At 61.7% G+C, this 14,245-nt stretch carries 12 protein-coding genes; 4 read left to right on the forward strand and 8 right to left on the reverse strand.

Annotated features, from left to right (window positions below; translation table 11 throughout):
• Nucleotides 1–18 precede the first annotated feature (18 nt).
• Nucleotides 19–636, forward strand: coding sequence for a PRC-barrel domain-containing protein (locus tag FHT97_RS03760; RefSeq protein WP_183860007.1), 618 nt, complete (start codon nucleotides 19–21; stop codon nucleotides 634–636).
• A 59-nt stretch (nucleotides 637–695) separates the two neighbouring features.
• Here the strand turns inward: FHT97_RS03760 and FHT97_RS03765 are convergent, their stop codons facing one another.
• Together FHT97_RS03765 and FHT97_RS03770 are read right to left on the reverse strand one after the other, a co-directional pair.
• Nucleotides 696–2,054, reverse strand: a complete 1,359-nt coding sequence (locus FHT97_RS03765; RefSeq protein ID WP_183752398.1) for an EAL domain-containing protein — start codon at nucleotides 2,052–2,054, stop codon at nucleotides 696–698.
• A gap of 119 nt (nucleotides 2,055–2,173) precedes the next feature.
• The gene (locus tag FHT97_RS03770) at nucleotides 2,174–3,895 is read right to left on the reverse strand and encodes a response regulator (RefSeq protein WP_183860009.1); all 1,722 of its coding nucleotides are present in this window, start codon (nucleotides 3,893–3,895) and stop codon (nucleotides 2,174–2,176) included.
• A 177-nt stretch (nucleotides 3,896–4,072) separates the two neighbouring features.
• On the opposite strand from FHT97_RS03770, the gene mutL reads away from it, so the two are divergent.
• Both mutL and FHT97_RS03780 read left to right on the forward strand, forming a co-directional pair.
• Entirely contained in the window at nucleotides 4,073–5,887 is a 1,815-nt protein-coding gene (mutL, locus tag FHT97_RS03775; RefSeq protein WP_183860011.1) for a DNA mismatch repair endonuclease MutL, read from the forward strand.
• 69 nt (nucleotides 5,888–5,956) lie between these two features.
• Nucleotides 5,957–6,187, forward strand: coding sequence for a DUF2093 domain-containing protein (locus FHT97_RS03780; RefSeq protein WP_007530431.1), 231 nt, complete (start codon nucleotides 5,957–5,959; stop codon nucleotides 6,185–6,187).
• Between the two features lie 43 nt (nucleotides 6,188–6,230).
• Here the strand turns inward: FHT97_RS03780 and lpxK are convergent, their stop codons facing one another.
• The 6 genes from lpxK to FHT97_RS03810 all read right to left on the reverse strand — a co-directional run bounded on the left by lpxK (nucleotide 6,231) and on the right by FHT97_RS03810 (nucleotide 12,047).
• Nucleotides 6,231–7,271, reverse strand: coding sequence for a tetraacyldisaccharide 4'-kinase (gene lpxK, locus FHT97_RS03785; RefSeq protein WP_183860013.1), 1,041 nt, complete (start codon nucleotides 7,269–7,271; stop codon nucleotides 6,231–6,233).
• 106 nt (nucleotides 7,272–7,377) lie between these two features.
• Nucleotides 7,378–8,091 carry an HAD family hydrolase gene (locus tag FHT97_RS03790; RefSeq protein ID WP_183860015.1) on the reverse strand — a complete coding sequence of 238 codons (714 nt, stop codon included), beginning with the start codon at nucleotides 8,089–8,091 and terminating at the stop codon, nucleotides 7,378–7,380.
• A gap of 14 nt (nucleotides 8,092–8,105) precedes the next feature.
• Nucleotides 8,106–9,425 carry a lipid IV(A) 3-deoxy-D-manno-octulosonic acid transferase gene (gene waaA, locus FHT97_RS03795; protein ID WP_183860017.1) on the reverse strand — a complete coding sequence of 440 codons (1,320 nt, stop codon included), beginning with the start codon at nucleotides 9,423–9,425 and terminating at the stop codon, nucleotides 8,106–8,108.
• Between the two features lie 141 nt (nucleotides 9,426–9,566).
• On the reverse strand, nucleotides 9,567–9,812 hold the full coding sequence (locus FHT97_RS03800) for a DUF4170 domain-containing protein (RefSeq protein WP_113571286.1): 246 nt from the start codon (nucleotides 9,810–9,812) through the stop codon (nucleotides 9,567–9,569).
• A 61-nt stretch (nucleotides 9,813–9,873) separates the two neighbouring features.
• Nucleotides 9,874–10,683 carry a 3'(2'),5'-bisphosphate nucleotidase CysQ gene (locus FHT97_RS03805; protein ID WP_183860019.1) on the reverse strand — a complete coding sequence of 270 codons (810 nt, stop codon included), beginning with the start codon at nucleotides 10,681–10,683 and terminating at the stop codon, nucleotides 9,874–9,876.
• A gap of 17 nt (nucleotides 10,684–10,700) precedes the next feature.
• Nucleotides 10,701–12,047 carry a TldD/PmbA family protein gene (locus FHT97_RS03810; protein ID WP_183860021.1) on the reverse strand — a complete coding sequence of 449 codons (1,347 nt, stop codon included), beginning with the start codon at nucleotides 12,045–12,047 and terminating at the stop codon, nucleotides 10,701–10,703.
• Nucleotides 12,048–12,166: 119 nt separating this feature from the next.
• On the opposite strand from FHT97_RS03810, the gene FHT97_RS03815 reads away from it, so the two are divergent.
• Entirely contained in the window at nucleotides 12,167–13,975 is a 1,809-nt protein-coding gene (locus FHT97_RS03815) for a monovalent cation:proton antiporter-2 (CPA2) family protein (protein WP_183860023.1), read from the forward strand.
• The last annotated feature ends 270 nt before the right edge of the window (nucleotides 13,976–14,245 follow it).

Here is a 14,245-nt window from a genome sequence, read left to right on the forward strand (position 1 = left end):
TGAAAAGGTAGGTTCGAAATGACACGCAAACTCCTCACAACCGTTGCCGCTGGTGCCTTGTTTGCCACGGCTTTCGCACCGGCGGCATTCTCGCAGAGCTCGACCCAGCCGGCTGATCCGAGCGCCCCGACAACGCAGGCAGCGCCGAGCGATCCGACTGCTCCGCCGAAGGTCCCGGATGTCACAGCTCCGGCCCCGGCAGGTGACGCGGCTCAGGCGCCAGCACCGGCCGCCACGACCGACACTGCGCAAGCGGGCGGCGGGTACCTGACCGAGCAGGCTGCAGACCAGATTAGCGCCAACACCTATATCGGCCAGTCGGTCTATAACGGCCAAAACGAAAGCATCGGTAACGTCAACGACCTCATCATGAAGAAAGACGGCGGTCTAGTTGCCGCAATTGTTGGCGTCGGCGGCTTCCTCGGCATCGGCGAGAAGAATGTCGCCGTTCCGATGGATAAGATCACCGTTGCTCAAAACACGCAGGACGGCAGCGTCAAGCTGACAACCTCCGAAACCGCGGAAACGCTGAAGGCGGCTCCGGAATTCAAAACGCTGCAGATGCTCGCCGCCGAGAAGGCTCCGGCACCGGGCTCAACAGACACCACGGCGACGGGTTCGACAACGAACAAGTAAGAATACTGCGCAGTGAGTACAGCGTAACCGATGGCGTCCGACGGGGCGCCATCGGCGTTTCAGGCGCTGACGCGGTCAGCCGTATCGTAATAGTTTTCGTGCAGGAAGCGAAGCGTCGCGATACTGTCGGCAGGCTTGCCGAAGTGATAGCCCTGCCCCATGCCGCAACCAAGCGAACGCAACTTGACGGCTTCCGAATAGTCCTCGATCCCTTCGGCGACCACTTCAAGGTCGAGGCCTTCGCACATGGCAAGGATCGCCTTGATGATGTGCTCGGAGGCACGGTCGGAATTGATGCGCGACACGAAGGCGCGATCGATCTTGATCTTGTCGAACATGAAGTCGCGCAGGCGACCAAGGCTCGACTGGCCAGTTCCGAAATCATCCAACGAGATACGGACGCCTGCCTGGCGCAGGTCGGCGATGATGCGGTTTGCCGTATCGGCCGAGCCCATCACGGCGGTCTCGGTGATCTCCAGTTCCAGCCGGTGCGGGTCGAAACCAACCCGGCCGAGGATCGACAGGACGCTGCTACTCGTACCCGGATCCATCAGCTGCGCCGAGGAAAGGTTGAAGGAGAGGAAGAGTTCGCGTGGCCAGGAAAGGGCCGCTTCCGCGGCCTTGCGCAGCAATGCCTCTGATAGTGCGTCGATGAAACCGCGTTCTTCCGCGAGCGGAACGAAGACGCCTGGCGATACGAAGCCCAGATCAGGATCGTTCCAGCGCGCCAAGGCTTCAAAGCCGACGACCTGGCTGTTGGAGAGCGCAACGATCGGCTGAAAATGCACATCGATCGCGTCGGAGATGATGGCATTGCGCAGCGCCTGCTCCAACTGCGTCGCGCGCTTCATTTCCTGGACGATCTCGCGGGAATAGACGGTGATCTGGCCACGGCCGCGGCGCTTGGAGCGATAAAGCGCCGTCTCTGCGCTCTTCAGCAGCTCCTCGAACTCCTCGCCGGCAAAGGGGTAAATCGCAAAGCCGAAGGATGCCGAAAGCCGGACGTTGCGGTCGCCGAGATCATAGGGTGCCGAAAGCACCTCGCGGATCATCTGGCCGAATTTCTCGGCGCTGGCCCGCTCGAACACCAGAGGCAGCACAAAGGCAAATTCGTCGCCGTCGTGACGCGTGACCAGCGCGCCATCGGGAATGCAGGCTTTCAGCCGATGGGCGACCTGGCAGAGAATTTCGTCGCCCGCCGATGCGCCGAAGAGATCGTTGATCGGTTTGAAGGAATCGAGATTGGCGATGCCGATCGTGAAGGGCGCGGGATCGCTGGCGCGTTCCGCAGAAATCTGGGCAACCCGATCACGCATACGGTAGCGGTTACCGAGCCCGGTCAGCGGGTCGGTATAGGCCATGGTCTGAAGCTCATTCTGACTTACGGGCACCAGAGGCATTTCAGCCGACATCATCACTCAGACCCAGACTGCACACGCTGGAAGGATGGCGGGCAAGTCTTAAGAATTCGATAGTGGAACGGCCGCATTGAAACCGTGTACCGTCCCCACATTTAGGGAGTTGACGAGCTTTGTCGTCACATGGCGACCTGCCGCACATCCTCGGCAAGATACTTCTGAAAGATCCCCTGAAGAATATCGGGGCTTACCGGCTTCATGATCACGTCGTCCATCCCGGCCTTTGCACATTCGGCGCGGTCGCGCTCGAAAGCCTGGGTAAGAACACCGACGATCGGCGTTCTCGAACTGCCGCCTTCTTCTGTCTGGCGGATCAGCCGCGCCGCCTCGAAACCGTTGAAGCCCGGCAGCGAGATGTCCATCAGGATGATTTTCGGCCGGTGCTCGGTCCACAGGCGAACCGCCTCGTCGCCGCTTGGGGCAATCAGGTAGCGGTAGCCGAGACCCTCGAGGATCTGCGAAAAGACGATCTGGTTGATGTCGTTGTCTTCCGCAACGAGCACGTCAAGCGCATTTGCTTCCTCGACGGTGGTGAACTCCCAATCGGTGTCGATGCTTTCAGCGAGCTGACCACGATTGCTGCGATTGAAATGCCGAGCGATCTGGAAGGTGAGCTCGTTGGCGAGCTGGAAGCCGTCCATGACGAGCACCGGAATGCCATACTGTTCGGCGAGCTCCAGGCAACGCATCCCCAGCTGGTTGTCGATCACCAGCAGGTCGAGCGAGATGCCGGACGAGCTCGCGATTTCCAGGAAGTGCTCCTGTTCGTCCTCGCCACGCACCGAGCACGCCTCGAAGCCGTATTTCGCAAGCGTGCGCAAGGCTGCGGCTTCAGCCACGACATCCGACGTCACCACCAGGATCTTGCGGCCGGAGAAGTTCTCCGGAACGATCGCTTCCATGGCCGCCGGTTCGCGCCGCTCGCCGCTGCCATTCATCGGAACATAGGCGCGTCGATAGGAATTCTTGCTCGAGGTCATGACGCTCGATGCGAACCTGAACTCATCGAGATCGGCGCCGTCTCGCGGCAGGTCCTGCATGGTCGAGACGAGGAAATAGCGCCCCGGCTTGCCGATGCGGTGCTTGCGCGTAACGATGTCGCGTTCCACGCCGTCGCGCGCGACCTGCCGCTGGCGGGAAATCGACATTTCACCGGTGTCCAGAACATGGCGGTCGCTTTCTTCGAAACGCTGGGCGACCTCCTCGGAGAACAGGTCGCTGCTCTTGCGACCGAGTACCTCATCGACCGTCGTCTGGTACTTTTCGCAGAAGGCGATGTTGACGGCGACGTAATTCAGGTTGCGATCCTTGACGAAGAGCGGAAATGGCAGGTTATCGAGGATGTCCTCGGTAAGCTGCACACGCTCGAGATCGGAGCGCCACTGTTCCTCCCGTTTCTTGTCTTCGGAGATGTCCTGGATGACGCAGACACCGTAGCCGCTCGCAAGGCGCCGCTTGCCAAACCGAATCCAGCGATCGGTGCCGTGGCGCTCGACCGCCTCGAACCGCTCGCGCCAATGCGAGGCGATCTTCTGGGACAGCCAGTCCTCACGGCTCAGCGATCCCTGCTTGCCGCTCGACTGCGTACGGATGCCGGTGTCGTAGATCGCACCCAGGAAGTCTCGCAACCGCGTTCCCGGCTTCAGCACGGTCGCCGATACCGGAAAGAAATCGAGCACCTGACGGCTCGCGAAGATCATTTGGTCGGTCTTGTCGTAGACGATGAAAGCCGCGCCGAGGCTCTCGCAAACCGCGTCAAACAGAGCCGTCTGCAGGCTGATATCAGCCGGCATTTCATTACTCACGGATGATGCGTCCGCCTTTTCGGAGCCGGCACTCATTCTTACGCGTCCCACATCTGTCCGATTGAAACCCACTCCTCGGAAGCAAGTTGCAAAATGGCAGCTTTGTCTTAAGGCGCGCTTAACGTTAAGCAGCCCGAATTGGAGCGTGCAGAACAGCATCCGGCCAGCGCTTTCACCCTTCCCTCTGTGCCGCGAATCCAAGAGAATAGGCGCATGGCCATCAGACAGCTTTCAGAAACACTCATCAACCAAATCGCCGCCGGCGAGGTCATCGAGCGGCCGGCGAGCGCTGCCAAGGAGTTGATCGAGAACGCCCTCGACGCAGGCGCCACGCGCATCGAGGTGGCAACGTCGGGCGGCGGCAAGGGCCTGTTGCGGGTTTCGGACAATGGCTCCGGCATGGATGTTGCCGACCTTGAGCTTGCCGTGCGTCGGCATTGCACCTCCAAGATCTCCGATACGCTGGACGACATCCGAACGCTCGGTTTTCGCGGCGAGGCGCTGCCATCGATCGGGTCGGTCGCGCGGCTCAGCATTTCCAGCCGCCGCCGGGACAGCGCCGGCGGCAACGAGATTGCCATCGAGGGCGGCAGAATTACCCATCTGCGTCCATCGCCCGGCAATCCGGGCACGATCGTCGAGGTTCGCGATCTCTTCTTTGCGACGCCGGCCCGCCTGAAATTCCTGAAGACCGAAAAGGCCGAGGCTGCGGCGATCACTGAGGTCGTCAAGCGTATGGCAATCGCCTTTCCGGGCGTGCGCTTCGTGCTTTCCGGAACGGACCGCACGACGCTGGAGTTACCGGCGACAGGTGATGACCATCTGGCGCGCATGGCACAGATCCTCGGCAAGGACTTCCGCGACAACGCCATAGAAATCGACGCCGAGCGCGAAGGCATATCGCTCACCGGCTTCACCGGTGTGCCGACCTTCAACCGCGGCAACTCGGCCCATCAATACGCGTTCGTCAACGGGCGTCCGGTGCAGGACAAGCTCATCCTGTCCGCGATCCGCGGCGCCTATGCCGAAACGATCCCCACGGGCCGGTATCCTGTTGCGGTGTTGTCGATCCGGCTTGATCCAGCACTTGTCGATGTCAACGTGCATCCGGCAAAATCAGACGTGCGCTTTCGCGACCCGCAACTGGTGCGCGGCCTGATCGTCGGCGCCGTGCGCGAAGCGCTGGCGCGCGACGGTAGCCGTGCAGCGACGACCGGTGCGGACGGGATGCTGCGCTCTTTCCGGCCCGGCTTCCAGCCGGGCGCGCAGCGGCCGCAACAGCCATGGTCGGCGGCGACATCGCCCTCGCGCCCCTTCTATCAGCCCGCGACCAGCGCCTTCGGCGAACGTCCGCAGGCTTCCTTCGACGGCCTCGTGACGCCAACGGCACGCGGCGACACCGCGCCGACCGCGAGAACGCCGGTCGCGCCGGAGGAACCACCGCTGCGCTATCCGCTGGGTGCCGCCCGGGCGCAGATCCACGAAAACTACATCGTGGCGCAGACGGATGACGGCCTCGTCATCGTCGATCAGCACGCCGCGCATGAACGGTTGGTGTTCGAGACGATGCGCAAGGCGCTGCACTCAAAGCGGCTTGCCTCGCAGGTTCTCCTCATCCCCGAAATCGTCGATCTGCCCGAAGAGGATTGCGACCGGCTGATGCAGTTCGCGACCGAGTTCGGCGAACTCGGATTGGCGATCGAACGCTTCGGCCCCGGTGCCATCGCGGTGCGTGAAACGCCCGCCATGCTCGGCGAGGTGGACGCCGTGGGACTTGTGCGGCAGTTGGCTGACGAGATAGCCGAATGGGATACCGCGTCCGGTCTGTCGGCGAAGCTCGAATATGTGGCCGCGACGATGGCCTGCCATGGATCCGTGCGTTCGGGACGGCGACTACGGCCGGAGGAAATGAACGCACTGCTGCGCCAAATGGAAGTCACTCCCGGCTCCGGGCAGTGCAATCACGGACGCCCGACCTATATCGAGCTCAAGCTATCGGATATCGAGCGATTGTTCGGCCGCAGTTGAAAAAGCTGGAAATGGCCGCGGCGGCGCGTTATGGCAGGGCCTGTTACAGCCTGTAAGGAAACGGAGCGCATGAACTTGTTCGAAGGAAATGGAAACCGCGAAGCGCAGATACGCTATCTCGATGCGGATTTTCAGATCCTGTCGCCGGGATCCTATGTTGTCTGTGCGATTACCGGCAAACAAATCCCGCTCGATGAGTTGCGCTACTGGAGTGTTGCGCGCCAGGAGCCATACGCCGATGCCGTGGCTTCGCTGGAGGCAGACAAGCGTGCTGGCGTTTTGCCCAACCAGAAGCGTTAAACACAGGCGCAACACACGACCGCGGTCGCGCCTGCCGCGCCTCTTAGGCCTTGCGGCCTTCCTTTAGGCGCCGGTCTCTACAGGTGTTGATCGCGCGGTCGATTATGAGCCCCGGTGCCAGCGCATCCGCAAAGGCCATTTCCACCTCGATCACCCGGCATTTGGCGGCAAGCTCCTCGGCTTTGCCATGATGTCCGGCGAGACGGACGAAATCCTTGGACGTCGTGACGATCTGAAGACCTTCGCGCTCTGCTGTCGAGAGGATGTCGTCGACCTCGTCATCAGTCAGATGCTCATGATCACCAAACGAGCGGCGAGCCGCGACATGCGCGCCGACAGATTCGACCGTGCGGAAGAATTTCGACGGGTCAGCAATCCCCGCAAAGGCCAGTACGTTCCGGCCGGACAGTTCGGTGCTATCGCACACTTTCAGCGAAGCGGTGAAATAGGGCTTGGCAGCGCGTGCAGCGATCCGGACAATGTTGTCGGCTGCCTCGCCGGCGCCGACCTTCAAAAGCGCGGTGGCATAGCGCAGTTGCTGACGGATGGGAGCGCGCACGGGACCGCCCGGAACGGTATGACCGTTGCCTAGGCCGCGCGTGGCATCGATGACCAACAGCGCGTAGTCGATCGCTAGCCGTGCGCTCTGGAAGCCATCATCCATGATGATCAGGTCGACACCTTCCTTGACGAGGCGCTGGGCACCTTCGACGCGGCGCCGGGAAATCACCGTCAACGCTTCCCGAGCGAGAAGCAGAGGTTCGTCACCGACGGCAAGCGCACGGTGATGGGCCGGATCGACCACCGTCGTGACATCAAGCGAGCCGCCATAGCCACGGCTGAGGAAGCCGGGCTTCAGGCCCTTTGCCTTTGCCGCACGGGCGATCGTCAGTGCCGTCGGCGTCTTGCCGGCACCCCCGACGGTGAAATTACCGACGCAGATAACCGGCACCGGGACCGAGGCGCGCTTCGCATTGGCCATGCGATAGCCAGCGATACGCCCATACAGAAAGGAAATCGGATAGAGCGTCCAGGCACGCCAATCGGCTTTCGACCACCAAAACGGCGGCGCTTCGGATACCATTCTTCCCGTCCTGCCCTTTGGACGCCGAGCATCATGCTGGCGGATCTTGTCCTTAACCGGGCGAAAAGAGAGGGCAATTTTCAAGAAAAAGCAAGCCCTTGGTCAATCAGGCAAGCTGAAGGTCGGGCAGCAGCCGCTCCAGCTCGGTGATGTCGTTCAGGCAGTAGTCGGATGCGGCGGCTAGCGATTCTCGCGATCCGGTACCGGTCAGCACGGCCACGGTGATGCCGGCCTTGGCGTTGCGGCCCATGTGCAGGTCGTGGTTGTTGTCGCCGACAACGGCAACTTCGGAGGCGTCGAGGCCGGTCGCCGCGCAGAAACCAAGCACCATTCCCGGCTCCGGCTTGGTGCCGAAGCCGCTGTCGTATCCGGCCACATAGTCAATGAAGGGCGCAAAGCCAAAGCGCAGGGCGGTCTGTCTGATCGAGCGCTCGTTGTCGCTCGAGGCAACGCCGAGCCGAAAGCCACGGGAATGCAGGCGACTGAAGAACGCTGCGAGATCGGTGACCGCAACGGAAAACTCGGCGGCATGAGAAAAGAGCTCATCCAACTTGATCGTCAGCTCGATCACGTCGAGCTTCGATCCGGCCGCGATCAGTCCTTCCGAGATCTGGCGCGTGTTGCCGGCCGCGAGCAGGCTATCGGGAATAATGTGGCCTGTAACTGGATCCATACCACAGGCCAGAAGCAGCCGGTCGGCCAGTTCGACATCGCCTTCTGCGGCGATCCGTGCCAGCTCGCGATTCACCGGCAGCCAGCTCTCGTCGTAATCGAGCAGCGTACCATCCTTGTCGAAGAGGATTCCCTTGATCGCCTTCATGTCCGCTCCCGCACTCAGCGTTGTACAGCTGCCTTCGGCAGCAGCCTCGCCTTCACCGTCAGCGGATTGATGTAGGGCTCCAGGCCTTTGACCGTTGCCGTCAGTGCACCGCGCATTTCTTGCACGGCGCCGACCCCGGCCTCGATCATCTTGCGACGCGCCTCGTCGTTGGTGAGCAAATAGTGGACGCCCTTGGCGAGCATCTCGGTATCGCGCACCATGCGTGCGCTGCCACGGCGCGCCAGCTTCTGATAGGCTTCACGGAAATTCTGCACGTTGCTGCCGGACAGGACCGCGCAGCCCAGCATCGCCGGCTCCAACGGATTTTGGCCACCCTCGGCAAACAACGAGCGACCGACGAAGGCAACCTCGGTCAGGCGCAGGTACAGACCCATTTCGCCGATGGTATCTCCGAGGAACACATCAACGTCAGGAGAAAGCGCATCGCCGCGCGTCCGGCGGGCCACCTTGAGGCCCAGGTTGACGAGCTCGGCTTCGACCTCGTCAGCCCGTTCCGGATGGCGCGGGACGATGATCGTCAATTGCCCGTTTCGTTCTCTGAGAACACGATGAACGACGCCCGCCGCCTTTTCCTCCCCGTCAAAGGTGGAGATTGCCGCCCAGGTCTTGCGTTCGCCGAGCTGCTTCTTGTAACCGGCGAACACGGCAGCATCATAAGGCGGAGCGTCGGTATCCACCTTGAGGTTCCCCGACATCATGACGTGGCGCGCACCCAGATCCCGGAAGCGCTCGGCATCGACATCCGACTGGGCAATGACCAGCGCCAGGTTCTCAAACAGAGCCTCGGCAAGCGCCGGACGCCGGCTCCATCGTGCGAAGGAGCGGTCGGACATGCGGGCGTTGACGAGGATCTGCGGAATGCGGCGGCGTCCGAGTTCCATCATCGTCGCCGGCCAGATTTCGGATTCGGCAATCAGCGCGCAGTCAGGCTGCCAGTATTCGAGGAAGCGGCTGACGGCCGGCTTCAGGTCGAGCGGCACATATTGGTGGATCGCCTCTTCACCAAGACGCTCCGCGGCAAGCTTGGCGGAGGTCATCGTCCCCGTCGTCAGAATGACGTGAATGTCGCGACGGCGAATTTCGCGGATCAGCGGGATGACGGCATTGGTTTCGCCGACGCTCGCAGCATGGAACCAGACCAGCGGTCCAGCCGGACGGTCGGCACTGGCATAGCCAGTGCGTTCCAAACGGCGCGCACGATCTTCCTTGCCCTTCGCCGCCCGATAGGCAAGGTATCCGCCGACGAACGGTGTCAGTAACGTTCCCGTTGCCTGATAGGCGCCCAGCGCAAATCGCGCCATGCGACCGCTCATCTGCCAATTCTCCGATCACAAATGATCGACATAAACCCATTCCCAATTATTGTTGCGGCCGCAATGGCCAATCAGTTTGTCCAGAATGCGTCAGGCAGCAGTCGGTCGGTTCGCGGCCTTTAGACCGCGACCGCGGGAGGGTTACTGCGCGGACTTGCTTTCCGGGTCGAGCAAGCGGTGCATGTGGACGATGAAATAGCGCATGTGCGCGTTATCCACAGTCGACTGCGCCTTTGCCTTCCAGGCCGTCAGGGCCGTGGCATAGTCCGGAAAAATGCCGACGATATCGAGGTCCTTCAGGTCCCTGAACTGAACATCGTCCAAGCTTTCCAGTTCGCCGCCGAATACGAGATGCAAGAGCTGCTTTTTGCCACCGGATTCCGTCATTTTCTTCTCTTTCTGCTCTAATCTCCTCCGCCGCATCATCTGAGGGATTTTGACGGAAACGTCAACTGCCTCGTCGTTCACCAATCCCGGTCAGGAGGTCGGCGAGCCGCGGCGCGGCTGCGGCACAAAGTTCGTCGTGGCTGACTCTGGTCCGGTTATAGAGCGGTGCGCCGCCGTGGAGATCGACCAGCTGGCCGCCGGCGCGCTCGAGTATCAAGTCGGCCGCTGCGAGATCCCAATCGTGCGAATTGTGTTTGATGAAGGTGCCTTCAATCCGACCGTCTGCAACCATGGCAATGCGATAAGCCAGCGACGGTACGTACTTGACGCGCTCAATGCGATGCTTGAGGCGCTCGGGGAACGTCGCCAGGACATCTTCGGCGATGGCAAAGCGCCCGGGCGTATCGACGCTTGCTGTCGATACCGTGATCGGCCTGCCGTTCTTCAAAGCCACGCCGCCTGCGATAGCCTCGTAAAGCTCGTCCAAGGCGGGAGCGTAGAGAACGCCGGCAACGGGCCGCCCGTGGCGCACCACCGCGACACTGACGCACCATAGATCCAGGCCGGCCAAGAACGCGCGCGTGCCGTCGATCGGATCAATAATGAACAGTGTCTCCCTCGACAGGCGCTCGGCGTCGTCGTCGGTCTCTTCGGACAGCCAACCATAGTCCGGCCTAGCGACGCGGAGAAGCGATTCAAGCTTTTGGTTGGCGGCGAAGTCGGCAGCACTGACGGGTGATCGCCCCTCGTTCTTCCACCAGACTTCAGGCGATTGATTGAAATAGCCGAGTGCGACACGACCGGCTTGCCTGGCGGCATCGGCGATCAATTCCAGATCGCTCCGCCAGAGGGCTGTGTCCACGTCAGTCATGTCAGCAATCCAATCCATCAGCGCCCGGCGAGCGTCATTCCTTCGATCGCAAGCGTCGGAGCGGCGACACCGTACTTGCGGTCGATGTCGTTTGCTGGTGTCACCCGCATGAACATGTCCTTGAGGTTCGAAGCGATCGTCACTTCGGAGACGGCAAAGGTCAGCTCGCCATTCTCGATCCAGAAGCCGGTCGCCCCGCGGCTATATTCGCCGGTGATCATGTTGACGCCCTGACCGATCAGCTCGGTCACATAGAAGCCATTGCCAACGCTGCGGATCAGATCTTCCGGCGAGATGTCGCCCGGCTCGAGCGCAAGATTCGTCGCCGATGGCGTCACCGAATTTCCGCCACGCACGCCGCGCCCGTTGGTCTCCATGCCGATCTCGCGGCCGGTCGAGGTCGAGAGAAACCAGTGCTTGAGGATGCCGTCCTCGATCATCAAGAGCCGCTCGCCGGAGATGCCCTCGCCATCGAAGGGTCGGGACGACGGGCCGCGGACGATCAGCGGATCATCGGAAATCGTGAGCCCCGACTTCAAGACCTGCTGGCCCATCTTGTCGCGCAGAAAGCTGGTCTTGCGCGCAACGGAAGCGCCATTGATCGCCCCGGCGATGTGCCCGACGAAGCCGCGGGCGACGCGGGGATCAAAAACGACGGTGATGTCCTTGCCCGTATCAACCTGCCGCGGGTTGACGCGCTTGACGGTTCGCTCGCCTGCCCTGCGGCCGATTTCGGAGGCATCGTCCAGCTCGCCGAAATAGATTCGGCTGTCGAAATCGTAGTCACGCTCCATGCCCGTGCCTTCGCCAGCAATGACGCTGACGGAGCGGCCGAAGCGCGAGCCCATGTAGCTGCCCTCGAAACCGTGGGAGGTGACGAGCACGAGACCGCCCATCCCGGCCGAAGCACCGGCACCCGACGAATTGGTGACCCCCTTGACGGCAAGCGCCGCGGCCTCCGCCTCGAGCGCAGCCTCGCGAAGTTGGTCGGAAGACACCTCGGTTGTGTCGAGAAGCTCGAGGTCCGGATAGGATTTCGCCAGCTTGTCTTCATCAGCCAGGCAGGCGAAGGGATCTTCCGGTGACACCTTGGCCATCGCCACGGCACGTTCGGCGAGAGCAGTCAGATCGAAGCCCGGATTTGCGGAGACGCTGGCAACGCGCTTGCCGATGAAGACGCGCAGCGCGAAGTCGTCGCTTTCCGACGACTCTGTGCCCTCGACCTTGCCGAGGCGCACGCTGACCGATTGCGAACGAGAGCGCACGACCACCGCATCAGCAGCGTCGGCCCCAGCTTTTTTTGCTAGGTCGATCAATTGGCTTGCGCGGGAAAGAAGCGTCGAGGAGTCGATTTCTGAGGACATGATTTGGCCTTTCCTTCGCGTTCCATTTATTGTGCACTACCAAAAGCATCAAGGCCGCGCGCATCGATTCTTTTGCCCGTCGCCTGCATGCCTCCCCGCATTTGAAAGAGACCCGCCTGATGTCAGAGCCCAATACTCTTTTCACCGAGACGATCCTGCTGCTAGGTGGCGCCGTTGTTTCAGCGCCGATCTTCAAGTGGCTCGGATTGGGAACGGTGCTCGGCTACCTGGCCGCCGGCGTGGTGATCGGCCCGACCTTTCATGGGTTGAGGGACGGCGAAGAGATCCTGAACGTGGCCGAACTCGGCGTCGTCTTCCTCCTGTTCATCATCGGGCTTGAGCTGAAGCCCTCGCGCCTCTGGCAGATGCGGCGCGATATTTTCGGGCTCGGAACCGCGCAGGTTGTAGCGACCGGTCTGGCGCTGACGCTCCTCACCTATCTTTCCGGAGTGCTGGATTGGCGCGGCAGCATCGTTGCGGGTTTCGGGCTTGCCCTCTCCTCCACTGCATTTGCGATGCAGATCCTCGAGGACGAAGGCGACGTGAATACTCGTTACGGGCAGCGTTCCTTCTCGATGCTGCTGTTCCAGGATCTCGCGATCGTGCCGCTGCTTGCCCTGATCAGCATTCTCGATGGCGGCAAGGGCAGCGGCACGCCGCTGCTCGACTTCGCAGTCGCCATTGGGGCGGTCGCCGCGATGATCGTCATGGGACGCTACCTGCTCACGCCGCTCTTCCAGATCATCGCCCGCACCGGGGCCCGCGAGGCGATGATCGCCGCCGCCCTCTTCGTGGTGATGGGGTCGGCGAGCCTGATGCAGCTTGCCGGACTGTCGATGGCGATGGGCGCCTTCCTTTCCGGCGTGATGCTGGCGGAATCCTCCTATCGGCACGAACTGGAAGCCGATATCGAGCCCTTCCGCGGCGTCTTGCTCGCTATCTTCTTCATCGCCGTTGGTCTTTCGATCGAGCTCGAGGTGCTCAAAGACAACGCTCTTTTCATCATCGTCGCCGTGCCCGTCATCATGGCCGCGAAGGCGCTCGTCATCTATGTCCTCTGCCGCGCGACTGGCTCGCCGCATGACGACGCCATCAGGATCGCCTTCCTGCTGCCGCAGGGCGGCGAATTCGGCTTCGTGCTGTTTACCGCCGCGGGCGTTGCCGGCCTGATGCCGACAAGCACCGCCTCGCTGCTGATCGCGATCGTCACCCTTTCGATGGCGCTCACCCCGATCGGCACGATGCTGGCCAAGCGTCTCCTCTCCGGCAAAGTGGAGGAACAGCTGGACGAAGATTTCGAAGGCGCCGGTGCCGATGTGCTGATGGTCGGCTTTTCGCGTTTCGGGCAGATCGCCGCCCAGATCCTGCTTGCGGGCGGACGCGACGTGACTGTCATCGATTTCTCGGCCGATCGCATCCGGCAGGCCTCATCCTTTGGCTTCCGAATCTACTTCGGCGACGGGACCCGCAAGGATGTGCTTCGCGCGTCCGGCATCGACCGTGCCAAGATCGTCGTCGTCTGTACGCAGAAGCGCGAAGTTACCGACAAGATCGTCGAGCTGGTACAGGCGGACTATCCGCATGCCAAGCTCTTCGTGCGCTCCTACGACCGCATTCACTCGATCGCGCTGCGTAATCTCAACGTCGATTATGAACTGCGCGAAACGCTGGAATCCGGTCTGCTGTTCGGCAGGCGCACGCTCGAGGCATTGGGTATCGGCGAGGCGGAGGCCTATGAAATCGGCGAGGATATCCGCAAGCGCGACGAAGCCCGCCTGGTGCTCCAGGTCACGGAAGGCCTGCAGGCCGGCCGCGACATGCTGTTCTCGCAGCCGGTCAAACCGGAGCCGCTCATGAAGCCAAAACGCGCCGCAAGCTTCGACGAGGATCCGCTGGCAGGAACGGCAGAGGTGACGGCCGACGCTTAGGCCTTTCAGGGTTGAATTGAAACTCTCTTATGGCTCCAACGATGAAAGAAGCCGATAGGCAAATAAGGATCATCGGCAGAGAGTGCAGCGGCCCATAGTTACAGCATGCCTCACCAATGCCACTCCCATTTATTTCCCGAGGCTAAATCGCCGGAGGCGGCCCCTCATCGATGCCAGCGGAACGAATTCCCGAAGCCTGGTCGCCGTCAAGCTGACAAGGGCTTTGCCCACCCTTGACCGGCTACCGCTATCTTCGGCCTCCGTCGCCTA

This window comes from Rhizobium sp. BK399 (assembly GCF_014194695.1).
Classification (GTDB): Bacteria; Pseudomonadota; Alphaproteobacteria; order Rhizobiales; family Rhizobiaceae; genus Rhizobium.